Genomic DNA, 24,541 nt, shown 5'->3' on the forward strand with positions numbered 1-24,541 from the left:
GTGTGTGGTGGCGACATTACTCTTTGTGTTCAGAGAATTGTGAGCGATTCTCACGCGCGGTAGCGCGTAACCTGAGAGCGTGCTGCGGCGGACAATCACGGCGACGGACATCGAATCGCCCGAAAAGCTCATCGAGTTGCTCGACCGGCACGCCTACCTGGCGGACGAGGGGCTGGCCACGGCCGCGTTCCTCGCGCTCAGGATGGGCAGGCCGCTCTTTCTCGAAGGGGAGGCGGGAGTCGGCAAGACCGAGCTCGCCAAGACACTCGCGCAGTTGCTGGACGCGCCCCTGATCCGGCTGCAGTGCTACGAGGGCCTCGACGCCGCCCAGGCGCTGTACGACTGGGACTTCGCGCGCCAGCTGCTCCATCTGAAGGCCGCCGAGGCCGCAGGCGTCACCGACGTGGGCCGCCTTGAGGGCGAGATCTACGACCGGCGGTTCCTGATCGCCCGGCCGCTGCTCAAGGCCATCGAGACGCAGCCGAGCGTGCTGCTCGTCGACGAGGTCGACCGGGCCGACGACGAGTTCGAGGCGTTCCTCCTGGAGGTGTTGTCCGACTTCACCATCTCCATCCCGGAACTCGGCACCATCACGGCCGGGACCCCGCCGGTGGTCGTGGTGACCTCCAACCGGACGCGCGAGGTGCACGACGCGCTCAAGCGCCGCTGCCTCTACCACTGGCTGGAACATCCGAGCTTCGATCGCGAGGTGGCGATCCTGCTGCGCCGCCTGCCGGAGTGCACCGAGACGCTGGCCGCTCAGGTGGCGCGGGCGGCCGAGCGGCTGCGGCAGGCCGACCTGATCAAGCCGCCCGGAGTGGCGGAGACGCTGGACTGGACCGAGGCGCTGCTCACGCTCGGCGCGCGGGAGCTCGACCCCGGGCGGGCGGCGGCCAGCCTGGGCGCCGCGCTCAAGTACCGCGAGGATGTCGAGACTGTCCTGGCCGGCGGGCTGCTCGGCGGCGGGGACGGGCAACGGACGGGTCATGGATGAGCTGGCGGCCACCGTCACCGGCTTCGCGACCACACTGCGCGCCGCCGGCGTCGGCGCCGACCACGAACGCGCCCAGAACCTGCTGAAGGCCCTCGGCCACCTCGACGTGACCAGCCCGGCCGAGTTCTACTGGGCCGGGCGGCTCACGCTCTGCGCCACTCCCGACGACCTGCCCAGGTACGACCGGTGCTTCGAGGCCTACTTCGGCGGCCGGAAGGTGACGGCCGGCCCGGCGAGCACCACGACGGTCACCCGGCACATCGCGACCGGCGACGGCGAGCAGGACGACGAGGGCACCGCCGCGCCCGCGACGGCCAGCCGGACCGAGCTCCTCAGACACCGCGACGTGGCCAGGCTGACCGAGAGTGAGCGGGCCGAGGTGCACCGGATGCTGTCGATGCTGAAGAGCGGGCGCGCCCGTCGCCGTTCCCGGCGGTTCGAGGCGTCGCACCGGGGCGAGATGGACCAGCGACGCACCATTCGCGAGGCGCTGCGCAAGGGCGAGGTGGCCCGGCTGCTGCGCCGGGCGCACACCACCCGGCCGCGCAGCGTCGTGCTGTTCGTCGATGTCAGCGGCTCGATGGCGTCCTACTCCGAGACGCTGCTGCGCTACGCGCATGCTCTGGTCAGGAGCGAGCCACGAGCCACCAGGGTCTACTCGGTCGGCACCCGGCTCACCTCGATCACGGCCGAGTTGCGCCACCGCGACCCGGGCACGGCGCTGAACGAGGTGTCGAGGACCATCCCCGACTGGAGCGGCGGGACCAGGCTGGGCGAGGAGCTCAGGGAGTACCTGAGCCGCTACAGCGCGAGAGGGGCGATCGTGGTGATCGCCTCGGACGGCTGGGAGCGGGGCGACCCCGAGTTGCTGGGAACCCAGCTCGCCAGGCTTTCCCGGCAGGCCTATCGGGTGATATGGGTCAATCCACACAAGGGGTATGAGGACTACCAACCGCTGACCGGAGGGATGCGGGCCGCCCTCCCGTACCTCGACGACCTGGTGGCCGGGCACAGCCTGGCCGCCTACGCGGAACTGAGTGAAAGGCTCGCCCATGCGTGACGTGCTGCCGGAGATCATGCACTGGTGGAACTCAGGGCTCACATTCGGACTCGCCACGGTGGTGAACACGTTCAGCAGCGCGCCCCGGCCACCGGGCGCGGCGATGGCGGTGCACGGCGACGAGGTCGTCGGCAGCGTGTCCGGCGGGTGCGTCGAGGGCGCGGTGTACGAGCTGGCCTCCGAGACCGGCGTGCCGGTCCTGCAGAGGTACGGCGTGACGGACGACGACGCCTTCTCCGTCGGCCTGACCTGCGGCGGCATCATCGACATCCTGGTCGAACCCGTCTCCAGGGAGACCTTTCCCGAACTGGGCGAGATCTCCGAGTCGCTGGCCGCGCACGAGCCCGTCGCCATCGCGACCGTCGTCTCCGGTCCCGGGCGGGTCGGCGCCCGGCGCGTCATCTGGCCCGGCCGCTCCTCCGGGACACTCGGCCTGGAGCGCCTGGACGAGGCCGTCGACGACGACGCGCGCGGCATGCTGGCTCAGGGCCTGACCGGCATCCGGCACTACGGCGGGCAGGGCGAGCGGCGGCTGGACGACCTGGCCGTGTTCGTGCACTCCTTCGCGCCGCCGCCGCGCATGCTGGTGTTCGGGGCGATCGACTTCGCCGCGGCCATGGCCCGGGTGGGCAAGTTCCTGGGCTACCACGTGACCGTCTGCGACGCCCGGCCGATCTTCGCCACGGCCAGGCGCTTCCCCGAGGCGGACGAGGTCGTGGTGAAGTGGCCGCACGACTACCTGGCCTCGGTACGGGTCGACGAGCGCACGGTGATCTGCGTTCTGACCCACGACCCCAAGTTCGACGTGCCGCTGCTGGAGGTGGCGCTGCGCACCGACGCGGGCTACGTGGGCGCGATGGGCTCGCGTCGCACCCACGACGACCGGCTGGTACGGCTGCGCGAGGCCGGCATGACCGAGGCCGAGCTGGCCCGGCTGCGCTCGCCCATCGGCCTCGACCTCGGCGCCCGCACCCCGGAGGAGACCGCCGTCTCGATCGCCGCCGAGCTGATCCAGCTGAGGTGGGGCGGCTCGGGCAAGCCGCTCACCGAGACCAGGGGCCGCATCCATCACGACGGGTAGGAGCCGATCATGAACTCACCCCGCGTGGCGGGGCTGCTGCTGGCCGCCGGCCAGGGATCGCGGCTCGGCATGCCCAAGGCGCTGGTCACGTACGAGGGGGAACGGCTGGTCGACCGCGGCGTGCGGCTGCTGGAGGAGGGCGGCTGCCATCCGGTGGTGGTCGTGCTGGGCGCGGCCACCGTGCAGGTCCGGGGCGCGGTGACCGTGCGCAACCCCGGCTGGGCCTCCGGCATGGGCTCCTCACTGCGTGTGGGGCTGGCCGCGCTGCCCGAGGAGGCGCCGGCCGTGGTGGTGGCGCTGGTCGACCAGCCGTTCATCCGGCCGGAGGCGGTGCGCAGGCTGATCGAGGCCGGCGCCGAGGTGGCCGTGGCCACCTACGGCGGGCGACGGCGCAACCCGGTGCTGATCGCGCGCCGCCACTTCGCGCGGGTCGCCGAGCTGGCGGTGGGCGACGTGGGCGCGCGGCCGTTCCTGAAGGCGCACCCCGAGCTGGTCACGGAGGTGCCCTGCGACGGCCTCGGCGACCCGGCCGACATCGACACGCCTGAGGACCTGGACCTGCTAGAAGCGGAATGAGGCGAGCGCCGCCCGGTGGTCGCTGCCCGTCGCCGCGGCCACGCCCGCCTTGGTGGCGGTGATCCCCTTGTAGAGGATGTGGTCGGGCCTGGTGATCGGGAACGACGACGGCCAGGTGAAGCCGAACCCGTCGCCGGCCTCCTGCTGGGCGTCGGACAGCGGGGGAGTCAGCCCGCTCATGCCGCGGTCGGTGGTCGCGGTGTTGAGGTCGCCGAGCAGCAGGATCCGCTTGCTGAAGTCGGCGTCGACGAGCTCGCGGGCGGCGGCCAGGGAGACGTCGCGCGAGGTGGTGTGCCCGGGCCGGGCCGAGGCCAGGTGCATCACGTAGACGGTGACCTTGCCCTTCGGGGTGGTCACCACGGCCCGCAGCGCGCGCGGCCAGCCGAGGCCGACGTCGACCGGCCACGAGTCGCTGATCGGGTAGCGGCTCCACAGGCCGACCGTGCTGACCGTGTAGCGATGCCGGAACATCTTGTTGAGCTGCTTGGCCGCCGGGCCGCCCACGGTGAGCTCCTGCGCCGCCAGCAGGTCGAGGTCCTTGGCGATGGAGCGCACCGCCTCGCCCGAGGCGCTGTTGGTCACGCCCACGTTCACGGTGCCGACCGCCAGGTCGCTGGGCCCGCCGGGCGGGGTGCGCAGCAGCGCCGAGCCGAACATGACCCCCCACACCACTCCCGGCACCAGCGCGGCCGCCGTCGCGGCCTTGGACCGCGCCGCGAGCGCCGCCAGGACCAGGAGCGGCACGGCCACGCCCAGCCACGGCAGCAGGCTCTCCATCACCGGGGTGAACCCGCCCAGCACCGGGATCAGGCGGTGTCCCGCCATGGCCACGGCCACCACGACGGACACGACGATGACGACCCGCTTCAGCATCTGGCCCACGCTAGTGGCTCGCTGCCCGACGCGCTGACGCGCTAACCTGTTGCCGACGCAACGGAACATCATTCGGTTCACGGGAGCCCGGCATGCGCATCGGTATGGCACTCAACTACTCGGGCGGCTTCAAGGAGTCGGTCGCCGAGCTGGCCGACTACGAGAAGGCCGGACTCGACATCGTCTTCGTGGCCGAGGCCTACAGTTTCGACGCGGTCAGCCAGATGGGTTACATCGCGGCGAAGACCGAGCGGCTGGAGATCGCCTCCGGCATCCTGCCGATCTACTCCCGCACGCCGACGCTGCTCGCCATGACCGCCGCCGGGCTCGACTACGTCTCCGACGGGCGCTTCACGCTGGGCATCGGCGCCTCGGGGCCGCAGGTGATCGAGGGCTTCCACGGCGTGCCGTACAACGCCCCGCTGGGCCGCACCCGCGAGGTCATCGAGATCTGCCGCAAGGTGTGGCGGCGCGAGCGGGTGGAACACGCCGGCAAGCACTACACGCTGCCGCTGCCGCCCGGGCAGGGCACCGGCCTGGGCAAGCCCCTGAAGATCATCAACCACCCGGTACGCCCCCGCATCCCGATCGTGGTCGCGGCCATCGGCCCGAAGAACGTCGAGCTGACCGCCGAGCTGGCCGAGGGCTGGGAGCCGATCTTCTACGTGCCGGAGAAGGCGGCCGACGTGTGGGGCTCCTCGCTGGCCGCCGGCAAGGCGAAGCGGGCGCCCGAGCTGGGCGAGCTCGACGTGATCGCCCAGGCGTCCCTGGCCATCGGCGACGACGTGTCGGACCTGCTGGAGTTCGGGCGGCCGATGGCTGCCCTGTACATCGGCGGCATGGGCGCCAAGGGCCGCAACTTCTACAACGACCTCGCCCGGCGCTACGGCTACGAGAAGGAGGCGGAGCAGATTCAGGAGCTCTACCTCGACGGCAAGAAGCAGGAGGCCGCGGCGCTGGTGCCGAGCGAGCTGCTGGAGAAGATGTCGCTGGTCGGCAGCGAGGGCTTCGTCCGCGACCGGGTGCAGGCCATGAAGGAGTCGGGGGTGACGACGCTGAACGTCGCGCCGTTCGGCCGGACCCACGAGGAGCGGCTGAAGCTGATCGAGACGATCAAGGAGCTCGCCTCCTGACCCGCCGCCCGCCGTAGGAGGGAGACTCGCCGACCCTGCCCGTGAAGGGCCGGGCGGAAGCCCTGTGCTCCGCCCGGCCCTTCTCGCTCAGGCGACGCCGTCGAACCCGGCCACCGGGCGGGGCATCACCGTGACCGGCACGCCGGCCTCCTCGTTGGCGCGCAGCGCCTCGCCGAGGACGGGCCCCGGCGTGCCCAGCACGGTGATGGCGATCGTCTCCACGCTCAGCGCGGCCTGGCCGATCCACTCGTGGGCCACCTTCAGGTGGTGGTCCATCGCGCCGGCATCGGGGTAGAGGTGGATCTGGGTGAGTTCGGTGCCGTCCTCGCTGGTGAAGGCGTGGTAGCCGAGGGCGTCGGGCTCGTGTGACCGCACGAACGCGGCATACTCACGGGCGAGCGCGGGCAGGTCCGCGACCTTGCCCTCCTGGGCGCGGTGACGGGAGACGAAGATGAACGCTTCGGACATGACAGCTCCTTGATCGGTCGGTCGGTGAGGAGACTCAGGCAGGGGCCGGGGACGCCTGGCGGCGGGCCCTCAGCAGGCGCGTGAGCAGCGCGGCGGTGGCGGCGGCGGGGACGACGTGGAGCACTCCGGTGCCCTGGAAGACGAGGTCGAACGGCTCCGCCGCCGGATATCCCCCGTCCACGATCGGCGCGATGACGTGGGTGACCAGGCCCTCGATCGTCCCGAACAGCAGCACGAAGCCCACCAGTGCTCCCGTCCAGAAGATCCACCAGCTCACCGTGCGGAGCGGGCCGGAGGCCCGCCCGCTGACGGCGAGGGCGAGGGCGGTGACGGCGAACAGGGCGAGGGCGATGACGACCGCCGCGTACCGGCCGGGCGTGCCGAAGTGGACGGCCCCGTACACGTGATGGACCGTCGTGGTGACGACCTGGGCGGCGCAGGCCAGCAGAACCCCCGTCTCGGTGGATCTCACCCGCTTGGGCGCGTCGGCGAACATGTGCTCTCCTTGTGATGAATATCGTGAACCATAGTTCACAGTATTCATGAACATGCGTTCACAGTAAAGGGCGGGATGATGGCCGCCCGTACGAGAGAGTCCGGAGGGACTGACGTGGTGCCTCGCCGCACGCCGCAGGCGACACAGGAGCTACGGGCCGCGCTGATCCAGCACGCGCAACGGCTCGTCGAGCGCGAAGGGGCCCAGGCCCTGACCATGCGGGCACTCGCCGCCGAGGCGGGCTGCGCGGTGGGGCTGCCCTACAAGATCTTCGCCAACCGCGAGGAGCTGGTCGCCGAGTTGGTCGGCCTGCAGCTCGGGCGGCTTCGGGCCGCGTTCGACGCCTGGGTGGCCGAGGCCGGCACCGGGACCGTGGCCGGCAACCTGGCCCGCTACGCGCGCATCCTGCTCGAAAGCGACATGACCACCCTGACGCTCGCGGGTGAGATCGACGACGAGGCGCTGACGGCCGTCGTCGACCACAAGGTGCGGGAGTCGGGGCTGCCGCTCTCGTTCGAGTCGGCCGTGACCGACTATCTGCTGGCGGAGCAGCGCCTTGGCCGCGTCTCAGCCGACGTCGACGCCCGCGCCTACGGCTTCCTCGTCACCGGCGCGATCCACAACCTCGTCGTGGCCGGCGAGGCCTATCCCCGGCCGGGCCGCGACGAGCTGGATCGCATGCTGGCCGCCGTAGCTCGCCATCTGGGCACCGGCTGAGCGTCCTGGGGCTCTAGGGTGGGTCGGAAATGCCGTTACTCAAGTTATTGGCGGGGATATGTCCGACGAGGCGCCGTCCTTGGTCGCCGGCCGATACCGGCTGGACGAGCTCATCGGCAGCGGGCCGATGGGGGAGGTGTGGCGCGCCTACGACACGCGTGCCGACTGGACCGTGGCCGTCAAGCTGCTGGGACCCCAGGCCGCGGGCGCGGCCACACACGAGGCGCTCCAGCGGCACGCCCAGGCCGTGGCCAAGGTCATCCACCCCAACGTGGCCATGGTGCTCGACGTCGGCGATCGCGACGGGGCGCCCTTCCTCGTGCTGGAGTTCCTCACCGGGGAGAGTCTGGGGGAGGAGCTGGCCGCGCGGGGGCCGCTACGGATCGTGGACGTCTGCGACCTCGTCGGGCAGGCCGCGGCCGGGCTCGACGCGGCGCACCGGGCAGGGGTGGTGCACGGGCAGGTGGGGCCGGACAGCTTCCGGCGGGCCGGCAGCGGGGTGCTGAAGGTGGTCGGGTTCGGGCTGGCCGACCAGCCGCCCGCCCCGGACGCCGTCCGCTATCGCGCTCCCGAGCTGGCGGACGGGCGCGCCGCGAGCGCCTCCACCGACCTGTACGCGCTCGGCTACGTCTGCTACGAACTGCTGTGCGGCCGTTCCCCCTTCGAAAGCGCCGCGGGAAAGCCCGCCGGTCCCCACGCCCCCGGCACGCCCACCGCCCCCGGCACGCCCACCGCCCCCGGCACGCCCACCGCCCCCGGCACGCCCACCGCCCCCGGCACGCCCACCGCCCCCGGCACGCCCACCGGGCAGGGCGCGGCTGGTGAGCCGGGCCGGCCGGTGCCGCCGAGCCGCCACCGGCCCGAGGTCCCCGCCGAGCTGGACCGGCTGGTGCTGGCCATGCTGTCCAGAGACCCGGCCGGCCGCCCGGCGGGAGGGGAGGCCGTGCGCCGGGCGCTGGCCGCCATCGCCAGGCCGCGCCCCCAGGCCGCGCCCGCGCCCCCGCCTCCGCCGGGTATGGCCGCCACCTTCCCCACCGGCGCCCCCCGCGCCGGCGACACGGCGATCTTCGAGGCGCTCCCCGGCGAGGAGCGCGCGTCGAACAGGAAGCTGTTCGTCCAGCTCGGCGTGGCCGTCGCGGCCATCGTGGCCGTCACCGTGGGCATGATGGCGTGGGGCGGGTCCAGCCGCACGCCGGTCTCCGCGCCGGCCACCAGCCCGCCCGCCACGACCGCCCCCTCCGCCGTGCCTTCCACGACCGCCCCATCCGAGCCGGCGCCGACCGCCACACCCGGCGAGGTGGTCACGCTACGGGAGACGGGCGGGCCCAATCCCAAGGCCACCCTGCGCGACACCGTGCCGCCGGGCGGCTGGCCGAAGTGGCTGAGCGAGTTCGATGAGGCCGTGACGGCCCAGGAGGCCATCGGCGGCATCGAGCCCAGGGCCGCGCGCAAGGCTCACGACAAGATCAGGAAGTCCGCCCGGAAGTTCGCGGAAGGCCGCGAGGAGTCCGGCCGCAACGAGCTCCGCGACATCGTGCGCGATCTGGCCAGGGCCCAGGAGAAGGGCGACGTCGACACGGCCGGCCCGCTGCCCGACTTCCTGGGCGACTGGCGCCTTTAGCTCCCCGGCGGCGGCCACCGGCCCTGGCCCCGTACATTGGCGCCATGACCCACTATTCCGGGCGCCGGGCCCGGCTGGCCGAGCTGCTGCCCGCTCACGACGTCGAGGCCCTCCTCGTCACGTCGGCCGTCAACGTGCGTTACCTCACAGGACTGTCGAGCTCCAACGCGGCCGTCCTGGTCAGGGTGGACGGCTCGGCGCTGCTCGCGACCGACAACCGCTACATCGACAAGACCGGCGGCCTGGACGTGCCCGCCGTCGAGGCGTCCGACGTGGCGGCCAGGCTGGCCGCGCCGGGCGTCGGCATCGAGGCCGCCAGCATGAGCGTGGCGACGTTCAATCGCCTGGGAGGCGGCCTGGTGCCGCTCGAACCCCTCGTCGAACGGCTGCGCGCGGTCAAGGACGAGGACGAGCTGGAGCTGCTCCGTACGGCCTGCGCGATCAGCGACCAGGCGTTCGCCGACGTCTGCGGCGCCATCAGGCCGGGCGTGACCGAACGCGACGTCGCCCGCCTGCTCGAAGCCCGCATGATCGAGCTCGGCGCCGACCGGCCCGCCTTCGACACCATCGTCGCGGCGGGCGAGAACGGCGCCGTCCCGCACCACGCCCCCACCGGCAGGCAGGTGCGCGCCGGCGACCTGGTCACCATCGACTTCGGCGCCAACTACCACGGCTACCACGCCGACATGACCCGTACCGTCTCGATAGGCGAGCCCGCGGCCTGGCAGCGCGAGATCTACGAGCTCGTCGCCGAGGCCCAGCGGTGCGGCCGGGAGGCGCTCGCGCCAGGGGCGGAGGCCTGGGCGGTGGACGCCGCCGCCCGTTCCGTGATCAAGGAGGCGGGTCACGGCGACCACTTCCGGCACGGTCTCGGGCACGGCGTCGGGCTGGCGATCCACGAGGAGCCGTTCCTGGGCCCTTCACGGACCGGTAGACTTGAAGACCGAGTTCCGATCACCGTCGAGCCAGGGATCTACCTCCCCGGTCGGGGCGGCGTTCGCATCGAGGACACCCTCGTGACACGTGAGGGCGGGCCGGAACTCCTCACGAAGACGTCCAAGGAGCTGCTCGCGCTGTAGAGCGGCCACACGCGGGAGAGAACGAGTGGCGACGACCAACGACCTCAAGAACGGCATGGTGCTGAAGCTCGACGGCGGGGAGCTCTGGGCCGTTGTGGAGTTCCAGCACGTCAAGCCGGGCAAGGGCGGCGCGTTCGTGCGCACCAAGCTCAAGAACGTCCTCTCGGGCAAGGTCGTCGACAAGACGTTCAACGCCGGGGTGAAGGTCGACGTGGCCAACGTCGACAAGCGCGAGATGCAGTACTCGTACAAGGACGGCGACGACTTCGTGTTCATGGACACCGAGACCTACGACATGGTCAACGTGCCCGCCGGCACCGTCGGCGACGCGGCCAACTACATGCTGGAGAACACTCTGGCCACGATCGCGTTCAACGAGGGCTCCGCGCTCTACGTCGACCTGCCCGCCGCGGTCGAGCTGACCATCTCCAACACCGAGCCCGGCCTGCAGGGCGACCGCTCCACCGGCGGCACCAAGCCCGCCACGCTCGAGACCGGCGCCGAGATCAAGGTGCCGCTGTTCATCACCACCGGCGAGAAGGTCAAGGTCGACACCCGTAGCGGCGACTATCTCGGCCGGGCCTGAGGTGTCGGCACGCGGCAAAGCACGCAGGCGGGCGCTCGACATCCTCTTCGAGTCCGAGCTCCGCGGCGAAGACCCCCTGAACATCCTGGCCGAGCGGGTCGAACGCCAGGACCCCCCGGTCAACGAATACACCTCGGCTCTCGTTGAGGGCGTCGTGCGGCACGGCGCCCGCATCGACGAGCTGATCACCACCTACTCCGAGAGCTGGACCCTCGACCGCATGCCCGCCGTCGACCGCAACCTGCTGCGCGGCGGCACCTACGAGCTGCTGTGGATGCCCGACGTGCCCGAGGGCGTGGTCATCAGCGAGTGGGTGCACCTGGCCTCCGAGCTGTCGACCGACGAGTCCCCCCAGTTCGTCAACGGGCTGCTGGCCCGGTTCAAGCAGCTCAAGCCCAGCCTCACGCTCTGACGCCGGTCCTCAGCGGAGCAGCTCGGCGAGCCGCCGCCAGTCCTCACGCGGCGGCCGGGCCGGGCCGTGCCGGCTGATGCTCTGCAGCACCACGTGGTCGGCTCCGGCCGCCTGGAAGGCCTCGATGCGGGCCCGGATCCGCGCGTCGTCGCCCCAGGCGAAGAGCTCGTCGACCAGCCGGTCGCTGCCGCCGTCGGCCAGATCGTCCTCCGCGAAACCGCCGCGCAGCCAGTTGTCGGCGTAGTTGGTCAGCCGCAGGTACGGCTGCAGCGCCCCCCGGGCCAGGGCGCGGGCCCGGTCCGGGTCGGTCTTCAGCACGATGCCCAGCTCAGGAGCGAGGAGCGGTCCCTCACCGAGGATCTGGCGGGCCGCCGCCACCTGCTCGACGGTGACCAGGTAGGGAAAGGCGCCCGCCGACCGGTCGCGCGCCAGCCTCAGCATCCGGGGCCCCAGCGCGGCCAGCACCCGGCGCTCGCGCGGCACCGGCGCCGGCGCGGAGTCCAGGGCGTCGAGATAGTCGGTCATGGCGGTGTACGGGCGCTGGTAGCCCTCGATGAACTCGGGGTGACTGACCCCCAGGCCCAGCAGGAAGCGGCCGGGGTAGGTGGCCTCCAGCTCGGCGTAGCGCTCGGCGGTGCGGGCGGCGTCGTAGTGCCAGATGCCCTGGATGCCGGTGGCCACGACGATCCTGGACGTGGCCGCCACCAGGCCGGCCGCCTCCTCGATGGTGCTGTTGCCCGCCCACACCGCGCTGAAGCCGAGCTCCTCCAGCTCCGCGACGGCCTCGGCCCGCACGTCCGGACCCTGGCGAGACGGCGCGGCGAAGACGCCGTACCTTCCGATCTTCGGGGTCGTGCTGCCGTTCATCGCGGAGACCTCCAACTGGCCAGGGCTCGACAGGGTTCGACGACATGATGGACGAGGGGTGTGCCCCGCGGCGGGCGCCGTCACGATACTCGCGACAACCTTGGCCTCGGCAACATCGCTCCCATACCCGGCCGCCGCCCTCGTGAGCGCTTCGACCTGGCAGGCATGCGGAGCCCGCGCAGAGCGTAGGCTGGGGCGGGTTCCGTTCGAGGACGATGAGGGAGGCGAGCCCACGTTGCGTGCTGAAGGCGTCACGAGGACCCCGGCGGTGCGGACCGCCGTCGTCTGGGACGCGCTGCGAGCCGAGCTGGCCGCTCTGGCCGAGGCGACCGGGCGTGACCGGCTCGACATCGTCGACGCGGGCGGCGGCACCGGAGGGTTCGCCGTTCCGCTGGCCGAGCTGGGCCACACGGTCACCGTGGTCGACCCGAGCCCCGACTCGCTGGCCGCGCTGGAGCGCCGGGCCAAGGAGAAGGGCGTGGGCGTGCGCGCGCTGCAGGGCGACGCGGCCGATCTGGGCGAGCTGCTCGACCGCGACAGCGCCGACCTGGTGCTCTGCCACAGCGTGCTCGAATACGTCGAGGACCCGATCGGCGCGCTGACCGCCGTCGCGGGGCTGCTGCGCGGCGGCGGCGCGGTGAGCGTGCTGACCGCCAACCCGGTGGCGAGCGCGATCCACCGGGCCCTGGCCGGCCACTTCGACGAGGCCAGGGCCGTGCTGGCCGATCCCCGTGGCAGCTGGGGCGACCGTGACCCCACGCCGCGCCGCTACACCTCGCGCACCCTCTCCGAGCTGCTGGCCGCGACCGGGTTCGTGGCGGTCGAGATCCACGGCGTGCGCGTCTTCGCCGACCTGGTGCCGAGCCGCCTGGTCGACGGCGAGCCCGGCGCGGCCGACGCGCTCGTGGCCCTCGAACAGGCGGCCTCCACCCACCCCGTGCTCCGCGATGTGGCCACCCAGCTCCACGCCCTCGGGCATCGGAGCTGAGCGGCGCGAGGGAGAGTTCATGCCGGTCCGCTCCGCCACCCGAGTCATAGAACGTCTGTTCGGATAGACTCGAAGGCGTGTCCCGCAAGCAGATCACAGGGATCGGCCCCGCACCGCAGACCGGGGCCGACGACACCGGTTGCCCGATCCTGCACGTCGACATGGACGCCTTCTTCGCCAGCGTCGAGCTGCTCGACCGGCCCGAGTTGCGGGGGAGCCCGGTGATCGTGGGCTCGCCCGCCGGGCGCGGCGTGGTGCTCAGCGCCACCTACGAGGCCAGGGCCTTCGGCGTGCACTCGGCGATGCCGATGAGCAGGGCCCGCAGGATGTGCCCCAAGGCGACGGTCATCCCGCCCAGCCACGGCAAATACTCCGAGGTCTCCCGGGGCGTCATGGAGGTCTTCCACTCGATCACGCCGCTGGTCGAGCCGATCGCCTCCGACGAGGCGTTCCTCGACGTGGGCGGCGCGCGGCGCAGGCTGGGCTCGCCGGCCGAGATCGCCGAGCTGATCCGGGCGCAGGTGCTGGAGCGCTACGGCATCACCTGCTCGGTGGGGGTGGCGGGCAGCAAGTTCGTCGCGAAACTCGCCTCCAAGCAGTGCAAGCCCGACGGGATGCTCGTGGTGCCGGCCGGCGAGGTGGTCGCGTTCCTGCATCCGCTGCCCGTGTCGGCGCTGTGGGGGGTCGGCGAGCGCACCGAGCAGACGCTCGTGCGCCTCGGCATCCGCACCGTCGGAGATCTGGCCAGGGTGCCGCCGGGCACCCTGCAGCGCGAGCTGGGCCAGGCGGCGGGCGGTCATCTGGCCGCGCTGGCCTGGGGGCGTGACGAGCGGCCCGTCACCGCTCACGTGCCCGACAAGAGCATCGGCAACGAGGAGACGTTCGCGACCGATGTCGACGATCCCGAGACGATCAGGCGGGAATTGCTGCGTCTGTCCGAACGCGTGGCCGCCAGGATGCGTAAAAGCGGCCACATGGGCAGGACGGTGAGTGTGAAGTTGCGCCGAGCCGACTTCTCCACGATCACTCGGTCCCGCACTCTCAGGGAGCCGACCGACGTCGCCCAGGAGATCTACACGACCGCCTGCGAGCTTTTTGAGGCGGCCGGGCTTGAGCGGGTGCGCCTGCGTCTCGTCGGCGTCCGGATGGAAAACCTGCGTCCGGCCGACTCCGCGTCACGGCAGCTCACTCTCGGTGAGCGTGAGACCGGATGGCGTGAGGCTGAGCGCGCCATGGACCGGGCGATTCGCAGATTCGGGCCCGATGCGGTGCTCCCGGCATCGCTTGTTCGCGGGAGACTTGATGAAATGGAGACATGACGCCGATGTCGCGGGGGGAGACATGTGGGGAGGCTTGGGGGGAGTGGTGCGCCGATGACCCTGATGACCCACAATGGAGCTATGACGTCACCTCCGGTTTGGTCTGCGTTGGACGTTTGCTTTCGCCTACGTCTACAGCCTCGTATTCTGGGGATAACCGACCGCGAGGTTCGGACACCCCGTGTCGTCCGTTGCCGTCTTCCCCGTCCAGGGGCCGTCCTTGGGAGGCGCCGTGCCGCTCTCTGAGCACGAGCAGCGCTTGCTCGACCAGATCGAGCAGGCCCTCTACGCCGAGGATCCGAAGTGGGCCAACACCGTAAGGATCAGTGACCCACGCAGCCATTACAAGCGTCGCCTGGTCAAGGCCTCCATCGGCTTCGCTCTCGGCGTCATCCTGCTGATGGTCGGCGTGGTGATCAACTTGATTCCGCTCGGCGTCGGCGGTTTCGTGGTCATGCTCGCCGCGTGTCTGTGGGGCCTGTCCAGCTGGAAACGTATGAATGGGTTCGGTGACACCGCCGCAGCCCCCGGCGGTGCGCCCGTTGCGGGCAAACCGGCCCGGCGGGCCAACCGCGGCAGTTTCATGGAGCGCATGGAAGAACGCTGGCGCCGCCGCCACGACGAGCATTGACCCCCGAAGCCCTGACTTTCCTGCGGTCGTTCCACTGAGGAACGACCGCACGAACGATCAGACCGTCACGATCCCCTTTGCGCTGCCGTCCGGCGCAGCCGGATGTTCTCCAGCCGGTCAAACCCGTCCAGCAGGCCCTCGCCCAGCCTCCGCAGCCTCCGCAGCGTCGACGGGGGCAGCAGCACCGCCCGCACCCGCCTCCCGCGCGACACCGTCGCGGCCAGCGCCTGCCGTACGTTGCGCAGATCCTGCCGCATGGGCCCGATCTCGCCCGGGGCACGGGCGTACAACACCCGCTCCACCGCCGAGGCGATCGCCGCGATGGACGCCGCCGAGCCCGCGTCGAACTCGTACTGCTCGGTCAGCCGCCGCGCGAGCGCGCGCGGGGTCTCACTGGTCTGGCGGGCCATCCCGTAGTCGTACAGCACGTCGTCCAGCTCCGCCCAGACGGCCGCGACCGACGGATGGCGGCCCGCCATCACCCGGCTGGTCACCTCGTCGGAGGGCTCGGCCACCTTCCAGCCGAGTGCCCGGATCCGCCTGTTCCTGGTGACCAGCCTGCTCAGGGCCGGCACCAGCAGGAGGACCAGCAGCGCGCCGGCGCCGATGCCCAGCTTGCCCGCCAGCGGCATCGAGTCGTCCGGCGGCAGCCCGCCGGTCGCCAGGGTGGCCTCCCGGTCGAGCTCGCGGAGGTTCTGCCGGGCCTGCGGGTCGGCCGGCTCCTCCTCGCCGGCGCTGGTCGCGCCGGGCGTCGGAACGGAACTCTCATCGGTGGAGGTGGGCGGCGGCAGCGTGTAGTCGGGAACCCGGGCACTGCCCTGGCCCAGCGATCCGGTCGGCGTGGGCTCGAACGGCAGCCAGCCGACCCCCTCGAAGTAGAGCTCCGGCCAGGAGTGGGAGTCGTTCGTCCCGACCATCCACCGGTCGCCGACCTTCGTGCCGCCGGTGTAGCCGATCGCCACCCGGGCCGGGATGCCGGCGATCCGGGCCAGCACCGCCATCGACGCGGCGAACTGCTCGCAGTAGCCCGCCCGGTGACGCAGCAGGAAGTCCCGCAGCGCCGATTTGTCGTGCCCCTGGGTCTTCAGGCTGTAGGTGAAGTCGCCGGTCCTGGTGAAGAACTCCTGCAGCTTCACCGCGGCCTCGTAGCTGGTCGAGGCGTCCGCGGTGACCCGCAGCGCCAGGTCCCTGATCTGCGGCGACAGATCCTCCGGCACGCTCAGGTAGCGCGGATCGATCGCGGACCTCGTCTGCGGCAGCCCGCCCAGCAACTGGGGGGTCGGCGCGGGCTCGCTCGTGGCCACCTGGTAATCCAGCCCGGCGGCCTCGTCGCGGGTCGAGAAGACCATGAGGGTGCCGACGTCCGCGCGCCAGTCGCCGGCGATCCGGATCTGCCTCGGCGGGTACGGCAGCGGCAGGAACGACAGCTTGGCGATCTCCTCGCTGATCTGGACGTCGGTCACCACGTTGGTGAGCTTGACGTCCTGGCCCAGGCCCGGCGGTGGCGGCAGCGGGCCGTTGTCCGTCCGGTTGTCCGGCGCGCCCTTGGGCTGCGTCATGCCGAACTGATCGCCGTCGAAGGTGTCGAGCGAGTAGATCCTGAGGTAGCGGGGCTTGTCGTCGTCGTTGGTGTAGGACAGCACGATCCGCCGCTCGGGCAGTTCGAGCTGGCCCTTCAGGTTCGCGATCGGGTTGGGGATGCTGATCGAGTTGCCGGTGCCGGATCCGGAGCCGCCCACCCCGAAGGTGAAGAACGACACCGGCTCCATCGCGGGCAGCGCGGCGGGGACGAGCACGGCCAGCGCGATCGCGGCGAACCCGATCCGCTTGCCCGACAGCCGCAGCCCCCGCGTGTCGGCCAGGTTTCTCGCTTTGTCGGGGGCGACCGACCGGGAACGCCGCACCAGCACGGCCCGGCCCCACTGGCCCACCCGCTCGCGGCCGTCGGCGATCAGCAGGCTGGTGAAGCCGAGCGCGGCGACGATGAACGCGGGCCAGCTGATCGGCTCGGTCAGGATCGTGGCCGGGACCGTGGCCAGCGCCAGCAGTGGCAGCCCGGCCAGCGCCGCCCGCCGCAGCCGGGTGGCGAACAGGTCGACGATGATCGCGATGAGGCCCACGCCGCCGGTGGTGAGCAGCGCGATGCCCTCGTTGGCCGGCACCGGCGCGGCGAAGCGCTGGATGTCCGTCCAGCCGGTGGCCAGCAGGCGGGCCAGCTCCAGCACCGACTCCTTGGTCGGTACGACCAGCGCCCACGCCTCCTCGGAGGAGAACGAGGCGGTCAGGTAGATCCACAGCGCGATCAGGCTCGCCAGGGGCGCCGCCCACGCGGGCAGCGACAGGCGCCCGCTCAGCAGGCTGGCGACCAGCACCGCGAACACCGCGCCCAGCGCACCCCAGAACCACGCGCCGCCCTCGAAGAGCGGGTAGAGCAGGATCGCCGAGGAGAACGTGGCCACCCCGGCCGCGATCGACAACCTCATGCCGCACCTCCGGGCGAGCTGAGCGCGTACCTGCCGCGATTGGCGGCGTCCTGCCAGACGGAGGCGATCGAGGTGCCCGCCGGCATCCGCACGATGCGCCAGCCGTATCCGGCCAGCACGCCCTGCACCGCCTGGTGCTCCTCGGAGGCGCCGGGGTCGGCGCCGTCCCAGGTGGGCACGTCGAGCAGCACCGCCACCCCGGTCATGCCGGTGTGCCGGATCCTCGCCAGTTCCCGGGCCTCCTCCGGTTCGAGCGAGCCGAGCACGGCCACGACCAGCCCGTCGCCGCCGCCCTGCCGCAGCGCGGTCATCGCCGTCTCCAGCGAGCGGGCGGGGCTCTGCCGTACCACGGCCAGGGTGTCGAGCAGCGACCGGCTCAGTCCGGTGTCCGTCAGGTGCTCGGCGCCCTGGTCGGTCACCAGCCGCAGGCCCAGGCCCTCATGGGCGAGGTGCACGCCGATCGAGGCCGCGGCCGAGACCGCCACCTCGAAGGAGGAGCGCGGGCCCTCGCCGCGGTGGGCGTGCCTGCGGGTGTCGAGCAGAAGCGCGCCGCGGCTCTGCCACTGCTGCTCCTCCCGGCGTACCATCAGCTCGCCATGGCGGGCGGTGGAGCGCCAGTGCACCCGGCGCAGGTCGTCGCCCTGCCGGTATTCGCGCGGGGCCACGTCGTCGTCGCCCGCCGCGGCCACGCTCCGGGTGCGGCTGTCGCCGCCGCCGGTCCACTCGCCGGACAGCCGTACGTGCGGTAACGCCACCACCTGCGGCGTCACCACCAGCGTGTCGCTGATCGTGAACGAGCGGGTCAGCTCCACCAGCCCGAACGGGTCGGCGATGCGGATCGACAGCGGGCCGATCGTGTAACGGCCGCGCAGGTCGGAGCGGACCCGGTAGTCGATCTCGCGGATGCCCCGCGGCTCCACCCGGTCCAGTACGAACCGGGGCCGCACTCCCAGCGCGTACGGCACGGTGTCCTCGATCAGCAGCAGCCCGGTCGGCAACCGGGTGACGTTCTCCAGGCGCAGGGTCACGGTGGCGTCGCCGCCCGCCTCGGCCCTGGCCGGGTCCAGGCGCCTGGCGCAGCTCAGCCGGTACCGGGTGCGGGCCACGACCATCGCGGCCAGCAGTGGCAGCGCCGTCACCAGGACGCCGATCCGGAACAGGTCGTTCTCGCCGAGCAGGATCGCCATCACCGAGGCCGCGATGCCCGAGGCCAGGAACGACCGGCCCCGGGAGGTGAGCGCCTGAAGTCCGGCTCTCACGAGGCTCGCGTCTCCGGCACCGGCACGCGTCTGACGAGGTCGGTCACCACCTGCTCCGGGAGGCGGCGCTGGCCCTGCGCCTCGACGCTGGGCAGCAGCCGGTGCGCCAGCACGGGCACGGCCAGGTCCTGCAGGTCGTCGGGGATGACGTAGTCGCGGCCGGTCAGCGCGGCGTGCGCCCTGGCCGCGCGGACCAGCTGCAGCGTCGAGCGGGGGGAGGCGCCCAGCCGCAGGTCGGGGGAGTGGCGGGTGGCGACGACCAGGTCGATGGCGTACTTCTTGACGGCCTGCGAGACGTAGACGCCGCGTACGGCCTCGATCAGGGCGCGCACCTCGGCGGTCGTGGCGACGGGCTCGAGCTTGTCCAGCGGGGAGGTGCCGCCGTGCACGTCGAGCATCTCCAGCTCCGCCGACGGCTCGGGGTAGCCCATGGCGACCCTGGCGGTGAAGCGGTCGCGCTGCGCCTCGGGCAGGGGATAGGTCCCCTCCATCTCGATGGGGTTCTGGGTGGCGATCACCATGAACGGCGCGTCCAGCCGGTAGGTCACCCCGTCGACCGTGACCTGGTGCTCCTCCATGCACTCCAGCAGCGCCGACTGCGTCTTGGGGGAGGCGCGGTTGATCTCGTCGCCGACCACGATGTTGGCGAACACGGGCCCCGGCTTGAACTCGAACTCGCGGGTCTGCTGGTTGTAGGCGCTGACCCCGGTGATGTCGCTGGGCAGCAGGTCGGGGGTGAACTGCACGCGCCGCACCGGACAGTCGATGGATCGTGCCAGCGCCTTGGCCAGCATGGTCTTGCCGACTCCGGGCACGTCCTCGATGAGCAGGTGCCCTTCGGCGAGCAGAACCGTCAGGGTGAGGCGGACGGCGTCGCTCTTGCCTTCGACCACGGACTCGATCGCCTGCCGGATCCGGTGGGCGGTGGAGACCAACTCGTCGAGTTGCTGAGGGACGTCATGGGTAACTGCCACCAGGCCTCCATGAGACATGCGACGGCTGCCCCGCACGAGGGTGTGCCGTTGCGGGAGCCATGCCTTTCTTTTCCATTGTCTGTACGACCCTACGACGCTGGGGGTTCATGAGCGACATTTGTGGATTTTCAGCGAACTCCACAGATGTCGGGATCTTGTCCCGATAGTGCGGCGAATCTGGTGACATCCGGCATGTGATCCGCCCCACTTTCCTCCACGCCGGGGCCCCGCCCGCCCCGCATCGCCCAATTTCACGGCGCTGTCAACCCTCGACACGCCCATGAGGGTTGGCGCGCCCTCCGCCGCCCCCCACCGGACCCCATCGCGCTGACCTGGAGAAACGCGAGACGCCGAGGCTATCCAGAGAGTTAGAATCAGTTGACGGTGGGGAGAAGTGGAGTATGGTGGTGCGCAGTGGAGGGCCTGGTGCGCCAGCGCTGAGCACTTCACTGAGGCACGGGAGGTGGGGCCGATGTTCCTCGGCACCCATCAGCCGCGTCTCGACGACAAGGGACGGCTGTTCCTGCCGGCTAAGTACCGTGAGGAGCTGGCGGAGGGTCTTGTGATCACCAAAGGCCAGGAGCGATGCCTCTACATCTTTCCCGTGGAGGAGTTCCAGCGCATTACCGAGGCTCTCAGCACCGCCCCGGTCACCGCCAAGGCGGTGCGCGACTACAGCCGCGTCTTCTTCGCCAGCGCGTCCGACGAGACTCCTGACAAGCAGGGGCGCATCACGATCCCGCAGAGCCTGCGCCAGTACGCAGGCCTGCAGCGCGACTGCGTGGTGATCGGGGCCAACACCCGGTTGGAGATCTGGGACTCCCAAGCCTGGGACACCTATCTCAACGCTCAGGAGCAGGCGTTCGCCGATCTGTCGGAGGAGGTGCTGCCAGGGATCTTGTAGTGAACACGGTCGATCCGTCGGAGATGTCGTTCGGCGAGGTCTCCACCCGCAACCACTGCCGGCCAGCTGATGCACCTTCCCCGGTGTCAGATGGCGGGCATCCACGAAGAGGGTGCGGATGGGGACCTGGCCGGACGGCGCCGGGTTGGGACCCAGGAAGAGCCGATCGATCGCCGGCCGCGTCATCCGCGAGCAGGACGCGAGAGGGGGGTTGGAGATGTACGAAAACGCAGGCACGGGCGGTCACGTTCCGGTCATGCTCGACCGCGTAATGGAGCTGCTGGCGTCGGCGCTCACCGGCGCGCGGCCTGTCGTCGTCGATGCCAACCTCGGGCTCGGTGGCCACTCGGAGGCCCTGCTCGCCGCCATACCGTCACTTCACGTGATCGGCATCGACCGCGACCCTTTCGCGGTCGACTTCGCCACGCGCCGGCTCGCTCCCTACGCGAGCCGCACCACCCTGCTCCACGCCTCCTCCGACGAGCTGGCGAGCCTGCTCGCCCGCGAGGGCCACGCCACGGTCGACGGTGTGCTGTTCGACCTGGGCGTCTCCTCGCCCCAGCTGGACGAGGCCGAGCGGGGTTTCGCCTATTCCTATGACGCTCCCCTCGACATGCGGATGGACACCGAGCAGGAGCTCACAGCGGAGAAGGTGGTCAATACCTACTCCGCTGCGGAGCTAATTCGCATCCTCCGCGATTACGGAGAGGAACGGTTCGCACCGCGTGTCGCGGGCCTAATCATCAAGGAAAGGGCCAAGGACGCCATAACGTCGACTAAGCGGCTCGCGGAGATCGTTCGTCAGGCGATTCCCGCCGCTACTCGGCGCACTGGGGGCAACCCCGCCAAGAGGACTTTCCAGGCGCTGCGCATCGAGGTCAACGCGGAGCTGGCCGCCCTGGAGGCGGCACTTCCCGCGGCCCTCGACGCGCTCGCGCTCGGTGGGCGAGTCGTCGTGCTCTCCTACCACTCCCTGGAGGACCGGCTGACCAAGCAGGTCCTCACGGCGCGAACCAAGGACACCAGCCCGCCCGGGCTGCCCGTCCCCCTACCGGCACACCAGCCGAGGTTCCGCCTGCTGACGAGGGGAGCCGAGCTCCCGAGCGAAGAGGAGGTAGCCCGCAACCCGCGGGCGGCCTCGGCCCGGCTAAGGGCGGCAGAGAGGATCCGTGTTGACGACCAGGACTGAGCAGGAGACCAGGCGGGGCGCGCCCGCCCGCGGCGCCGTGCCCACGACTGGGCCGGGGACCCGGCGCAGGCCCGGTGTGCCACAGCAGTCCAAGCCCATCCCGCGGCCACGCCCGGCGGCCGACGCGCCCGTGCCCGAGGCGCGCCCGGCCCGGTCCGCGGCCGGCCGGCAGCCCTCGCGGCGGCGCCAGCGCGCCCCGTTCGTGCTGCTGGTCCTCGGCCTGCTCTGTGGCGGCCTGGTGAGCCTGCTGCTGCTCAACACCGTGCTCGCCCAAGACTCGATCACCGCCACCACGCTCCGCGAGGAGATCTCCACCGCGCGCCTGCAGAACGAGGAGGTGGCGCAGCGGATCCAGAAGCTCACGCAGCCCGGCGCCATCGCCGAAGAGGCCGAGGAGCAGAATCTCGGCCGCGCCTGGAAGAACGTCAACCCGCTGACCGGCGCCACCGACGACGCTGACCGGGTGGGCCAGGCACGGTGAGGGAGACAGGCGGCAGGGGGCAGGGTCCCGGCCGCGGCGCCGGCTCTCAGGGAGGGCCCGGCGCCGCTCGCCGTACGCCGGGTGGTCCCGGCCGGACCGGCCGCCAGGGCGGTGGGTCGGCCCGCTCAGAGGGTGCGGGCCGGCCGCCGTCTGACAGCCCGCACGACCCGAGGAAGCGGCCCGACCCCTTCGACCTCCCCTTCGGCGCCGGCCCGGCCGACCGCAACCGGCCGCCCCAGGATCCCGCCGACGGCCGGCGTCCCCGGTCCGACGACCCGCGCAGAGGGGCCCGCGACGGCTCCGACCGCGCCAGGGACCGCACTCCCCAGGGCCGCGACGACCGCCCTCAGGCACGCCCGGACCCCTCACCATCCCGCACCCGTGACGGCCGCTCCCGCCCGGACGACGACGGCCCCCGGGGCCGGTCGCGTGCCCGGCAGGAGACCGACGGCGCGCGGAGCCGTGCTCAGGAGGGCTCCAGCGGGTCGCGCGGGCGTGTCCCGGGCCCGGGGCGCATGCCCTGGCGCGGCGACGGCCCGCCGCGCCCGCCGCGCCGCCCGCCCGCGCCGCCGCGCCCGCCCAGGCCGCCGCTCATCCTGCGGCTGGGCAGCCCGCGCCGGAGGATCAACATCGGCCTGATCGGCATGACGTTCATCCTGTCGATCTTCGCCGGCCGGCTGATCCAGATGCAGGGCCTCGACTCCAAGGTCTACGAGGCCGCCGCGGCCCGCCAGCGGGTGCACACCGAGGACATCCCGGCCAAGCGCGGCACGATCACCGACGTCAACGGGCATCCCCTGGCCGTCACCCTGGAGGCCAGGGAGATCGCCATCGACCCCACCAAGGTGCCGCCCGCCGCCCGGGCCACCGTCGCCTCCGTCATCGCGTCCCGCCTCGGGAAGCCGGTGGAGGAGATCGCCACCAAGCTGGCCCGCACCGACACCCGATACCAGCTGCTGGCCCGCGACGTCGCCCCGGTCACCGCCGACGCCCTGCTGAAGGCGCGCGTGCCCACCTTGACCGCGAAGAAGACCTACCGCCGTGACTATCCCGCGGGCGACCTGGCGGGCAGCCTCATCGGCTTCGTCGGCGACGAGGAGAAGGGCCTGGCCGGTCTTGAGGGGGCCAACAACTCCCTGCTGGCCGGGCGCGACGGCAAGCAGCGTGTCGAGACGGGCCGTGACCAGCAGCGCATCCCGATGACCAGCAGCCAGCGCACCGCCCCTGTCGACGGGCGCGACCTGCGGCTGACCATCGACCGCGACATCCAGTGGGCGGCCCAGGAGGCCATCGCCGAGCAGACCAAGGAGTCGGGCGCGAGCAGCGGGACCGTCATCGTCATGGACGTGCGCACCGCCCAGGTCATCGCCATGGCCAACTCGCCCGAGCTCGACCTCAACAACTGGCGCGCGGCCTCCTCGATCCAGTACATCAACAAGGCCGTGGCCGAGGTGTTCGAGCCCGGCAGCACCAACAAGGTGATCACCGCGGCCGCCGCCCTGGAGGCGGGCAAGGTGAGCCCCGACACGGTCTTCCAGGTCAAGGACAACATCAAGTGCGCCGACCGGGTGCTGCACGACGCTCACCCGCACCCCCCGGAGTCCATGACCTTCCGCGAGGCCATGGCTCAGTCCAGCAACGTCGCCACGATCATGGCGGCCCGCGAGGTCGGCAGCGAGCGCCTCTACCGGATGCTCAAGGCGTTCGGCTTCGGCGCGAAGCCGGGCGGCGGCGTGCCGGGCGAGGAGGCGGGCCTGCTGCCCGACTACCGCAAGTGGTCGGGCAGCCAGAGCTGCACGGTCGCCTACGGCCAGGGCGTCTCGGTGACCGCGCTGCAGATGGCCAGCGTCTACCAGACGATCGCCAACGGCGGCGTCAAGATCGAGCCGCAGATCGTCGCCGGCAGCACCGACGCGTCGGGCAGGTTCGTGGCCGCACCGCCCGGAAAGCAGACCAGGGTGGTGAGCGAGAAGACCGCCAAGGAGATCACGGCGATGCTCGAGCTCGCGGTGAGCGCCGAGGGCACCGGTGAGCTGGCGGCGATCCCCGGCTACCGGGTGGCGGGCAAGACCGGCACCGCCGACCGCTACGATCAGCAGCTCGGCCGTTACGACGGCTACACGGCCTCCTTCGTGGGTTTCAGCCCCGCCGACGCGCCCCGGCTGGTGGTGCTCTCGGTGTTGCAGAACCCGAAGAACGGTCACTTCGGCGGGCAGCTGGCGGCCCCCGTGTTCAAGGATGTGATGACGTTCGCCATCAAGAGCAAGAAGATTCCTCCGACGGGCTCAGCCGCGCCTTCGGTGCGGACGCGCGCGGGACAGTGACCAGGAAAGGTACGCTGCCGCCGTGC

At 71.6% G+C, this 24,541-nt stretch carries 24 protein-coding genes; 17 read left to right on the forward strand and 7 right to left on the reverse strand.

Translation table 11 applies throughout. The features are described from left to right. The first annotated feature begins 79 nt into the window (after nucleotides 1-79). From AB0I38_RS33955 to AB0I38_RS33970, 4 genes are read left to right on the forward strand one after another with little or no spacing between them, the layout of a single operon-like run. Nucleotides 80-994 carry an AAA family ATPase gene (locus AB0I38_RS33955; RefSeq protein WP_358490149.1) on the forward strand — a complete coding sequence of 305 codons (915 nt, stop codon included), beginning with the start codon at nucleotides 80-82 and terminating at the stop codon, nucleotides 992-994. Then, nucleotides 987-2,054, forward strand: a complete 1,068-nt coding sequence (locus tag AB0I38_RS33960) for a vWA domain-containing protein (protein ID WP_358490150.1) — start codon at nucleotides 987-989, stop codon at nucleotides 2,052-2,054. Before AB0I38_RS33955 ends, AB0I38_RS33960 begins: the two co-directional genes overlap by 8 nt. After that, nucleotides 2,047-3,135: an XdhC/CoxI family protein gene (locus tag AB0I38_RS33965; RefSeq protein ID WP_358490154.1), complete on the forward strand. Its 1,089-nt coding sequence runs from the start codon at nucleotides 2,047-2,049 to the stop codon at nucleotides 3,133-3,135. Before AB0I38_RS33960 ends, AB0I38_RS33965 begins: the two co-directional genes overlap by 8 nt. Nucleotides 3,136-3,144: 9 nt before the next feature. Beyond that, complete coding sequence (locus AB0I38_RS33970; RefSeq protein ID WP_358490157.1) at nucleotides 3,145-3,711, forward strand: nucleotidyltransferase family protein; 567 nt, start codon at nucleotides 3,145-3,147, stop codon at nucleotides 3,709-3,711. Here the strand turns inward: AB0I38_RS33970 and AB0I38_RS33975 are convergent. Further along, complete coding sequence (locus AB0I38_RS33975; protein ID WP_358490159.1) at nucleotides 3,697-4,584, reverse strand: endonuclease/exonuclease/phosphatase family protein; 888 nt, start codon at nucleotides 4,582-4,584, stop codon at nucleotides 3,697-3,699. The genes AB0I38_RS33970 and AB0I38_RS33975 overlap by 15 nt on opposite strands. 92 nt (nucleotides 4,585-4,676) lie before the next feature. Between AB0I38_RS33975 and AB0I38_RS33980 the strand changes: the two genes are divergently transcribed. Then, complete coding sequence (locus AB0I38_RS33980; protein WP_189126670.1) at nucleotides 4,677-5,717, forward strand: LLM class F420-dependent oxidoreductase; 1,041 nt, start codon at nucleotides 4,677-4,679, stop codon at nucleotides 5,715-5,717. A gap of 87 nt (nucleotides 5,718-5,804) precedes the next feature. Here the strand turns inward: AB0I38_RS33980 and AB0I38_RS33985 are convergent, their stop codons facing one another. Next, on the reverse strand, nucleotides 5,805-6,185 hold the full coding sequence (locus AB0I38_RS33985) for a putative quinol monooxygenase (protein WP_358490164.1): 381 nt from the start codon (nucleotides 6,183-6,185) through the stop codon (nucleotides 5,805-5,807). Nucleotides 6,186-6,219: 34 nt separating this feature from the next. Further along, complete coding sequence (locus AB0I38_RS33990; protein ID WP_358490165.1) at nucleotides 6,220-6,681, reverse strand: hypothetical protein; 462 nt, start codon at nucleotides 6,679-6,681, stop codon at nucleotides 6,220-6,222. Between the two features lie 117 nt (nucleotides 6,682-6,798). Here AB0I38_RS33990 and AB0I38_RS33995 point away from each other — a divergent pair, with 117 nt between their 5' ends. Genes AB0I38_RS33995 through nusB form a run of 5 tightly spaced genes read left to right on the forward strand, consistent with a single transcriptional unit; the run spans nucleotide 6,799 to nucleotide 11,096 of the window. Further along, nucleotides 6,799-7,398, forward strand: coding sequence for a TetR/AcrR family transcriptional regulator (locus tag AB0I38_RS33995; protein ID WP_358490167.1), 600 nt, complete (start codon nucleotides 6,799-6,801; stop codon nucleotides 7,396-7,398). A gap of 58 nt (nucleotides 7,399-7,456) precedes the next feature. Then, complete coding sequence (locus AB0I38_RS34000) at nucleotides 7,457-9,019, forward strand: serine/threonine-protein kinase (RefSeq protein WP_358490171.1); 1,563 nt, start codon at nucleotides 7,457-7,459, stop codon at nucleotides 9,017-9,019. Nucleotides 9,020-9,063: 44 nt separating this feature from the next. Continuing rightward, a complete protein-coding gene (locus AB0I38_RS34005; protein ID WP_358490173.1) occupies nucleotides 9,064-10,098 on the forward strand; it encodes a M24 family metallopeptidase in 1,035 nt (344 codons plus the stop codon). A 25-nt stretch (nucleotides 10,099-10,123) separates the two neighbouring features. Next, complete coding sequence (gene efp, locus AB0I38_RS34010) at nucleotides 10,124-10,684, forward strand: elongation factor P (RefSeq protein WP_358490176.1); 561 nt, start codon at nucleotides 10,124-10,126, stop codon at nucleotides 10,682-10,684. Nucleotide 10,685: 1 nt separating this feature from the next. Continuing rightward, the gene (gene nusB, locus AB0I38_RS34015; protein WP_358490179.1) at nucleotides 10,686-11,096 is read left to right on the forward strand and encodes a transcription antitermination factor NusB; all 411 of its coding nucleotides are present in this window, start codon (nucleotides 10,686-10,688) and stop codon (nucleotides 11,094-11,096) included. Nucleotides 11,097-11,105: 9 nt separating this feature from the next. On the opposite strand, the gene AB0I38_RS34020 is transcribed toward nusB, so the two are convergent. Further along, entirely contained in the window at nucleotides 11,106-11,963 is an 858-nt protein-coding gene (locus AB0I38_RS34020) for an LLM class F420-dependent oxidoreductase (RefSeq protein WP_358490183.1), read from the reverse strand. Nucleotides 11,964-12,231: 268 nt separating this feature from the next. Here AB0I38_RS34020 and AB0I38_RS34025 point away from each other — a divergent pair, with 268 nt between their 5' ends. The 3 genes from AB0I38_RS34025 (at nucleotide 12,232) to AB0I38_RS34035 (ending at nucleotide 14,901) form a co-directional block, all read left to right on the forward strand. After that, nucleotides 12,232-12,951: a methyltransferase domain-containing protein gene (locus AB0I38_RS34025; RefSeq protein ID WP_358490185.1), complete on the forward strand. Its 720-nt coding sequence runs from the start codon at nucleotides 12,232-12,234 to the stop codon at nucleotides 12,949-12,951. Nucleotides 12,952-13,028: 77 nt separating this feature from the next. After that, on the forward strand, nucleotides 13,029-14,270 hold the full coding sequence (dinB, locus tag AB0I38_RS34030; protein ID WP_358490190.1) for a DNA polymerase IV: 1,242 nt from the start codon (nucleotides 13,029-13,031) through the stop codon (nucleotides 14,268-14,270). Nucleotides 14,271-14,502: 232 nt separating this feature from the next. Next, nucleotides 14,503-14,901, forward strand: a complete 399-nt coding sequence (locus AB0I38_RS34035) for a DUF3040 domain-containing protein (protein WP_358490193.1) — start codon at nucleotides 14,503-14,505, stop codon at nucleotides 14,899-14,901. Between the two features lie 65 nt (nucleotides 14,902-14,966). Here AB0I38_RS34035 and AB0I38_RS34040 read toward each other — a convergent pair whose 3' ends face one another. The 3 genes from AB0I38_RS34040 to AB0I38_RS34050 are packed head-to-tail and all read right to left on the reverse strand — an operon-like array spanning nucleotide 14,967 to nucleotide 19,635. Further along, the gene (locus tag AB0I38_RS34040) at nucleotides 14,967-17,384 is read right to left on the reverse strand and encodes a DUF3488 and transglutaminase-like domain-containing protein (protein WP_358490196.1); all 2,418 of its coding nucleotides are present in this window, start codon (nucleotides 17,382-17,384) and stop codon (nucleotides 14,967-14,969) included. Then, the gene (locus AB0I38_RS34045) at nucleotides 17,381-18,643 is read right to left on the reverse strand and encodes a DUF58 domain-containing protein (RefSeq protein WP_358490198.1); all 1,263 of its coding nucleotides are present in this window, start codon (nucleotides 18,641-18,643) and stop codon (nucleotides 17,381-17,383) included. Before AB0I38_RS34045 ends, AB0I38_RS34040 begins: the two co-directional genes overlap by 4 nt. Next, on the reverse strand, nucleotides 18,640-19,635 hold the full coding sequence (locus AB0I38_RS34050) for an AAA family ATPase (protein ID WP_436838801.1): 996 nt from the start codon (nucleotides 19,633-19,635) through the stop codon (nucleotides 18,640-18,642). Before AB0I38_RS34050 ends, AB0I38_RS34045 begins: the two co-directional genes overlap by 4 nt. Before the next feature lie 454 nt (nucleotides 19,636-20,089). Between AB0I38_RS34050 and mraZ the strand changes: the two genes are divergently transcribed. The 4 genes from mraZ (at nucleotide 20,090) to AB0I38_RS34070 (ending at nucleotide 24,515) form a co-directional block, all read left to right on the forward strand. Then, complete coding sequence (gene mraZ, locus AB0I38_RS34055) at nucleotides 20,090-20,521, forward strand: division/cell wall cluster transcriptional repressor MraZ (protein ID WP_358490203.1); 432 nt, start codon at nucleotides 20,090-20,092, stop codon at nucleotides 20,519-20,521. A 256-nt stretch (nucleotides 20,522-20,777) separates the two neighbouring features. Continuing rightward, nucleotides 20,778-21,710: a 16S rRNA (cytosine(1402)-N(4))-methyltransferase RsmH gene (rsmH, locus tag AB0I38_RS34060; protein ID WP_436838802.1), complete on the forward strand. Its 933-nt coding sequence runs from the start codon at nucleotides 20,778-20,780 to the stop codon at nucleotides 21,708-21,710. Continuing rightward, nucleotides 21,694-22,191 carry a hypothetical protein gene (locus AB0I38_RS34065; protein ID WP_358490209.1) on the forward strand — a complete coding sequence of 166 codons (498 nt, stop codon included), beginning with the start codon at nucleotides 21,694-21,696 and terminating at the stop codon, nucleotides 22,189-22,191. Before rsmH ends, AB0I38_RS34065 begins: the two co-directional genes overlap by 17 nt. Further along, a complete protein-coding gene (locus AB0I38_RS34070) occupies nucleotides 22,188-24,515 on the forward strand; it encodes a penicillin-binding transpeptidase domain-containing protein (protein ID WP_358490212.1) in 2,328 nt (775 codons plus the stop codon). The genes AB0I38_RS34065 and AB0I38_RS34070 overlap by 4 nt, the downstream gene beginning before the upstream one ends. Nucleotides 24,516-24,541: the final 26 nt, after the last annotated feature.

Source organism: Nonomuraea cavernae, assembly GCF_040655715.1.
GTDB lineage: Bacteria > Actinomycetota > Actinomycetes > Streptosporangiales > Streptosporangiaceae > Nonomuraea > Nonomuraea cavernae_A.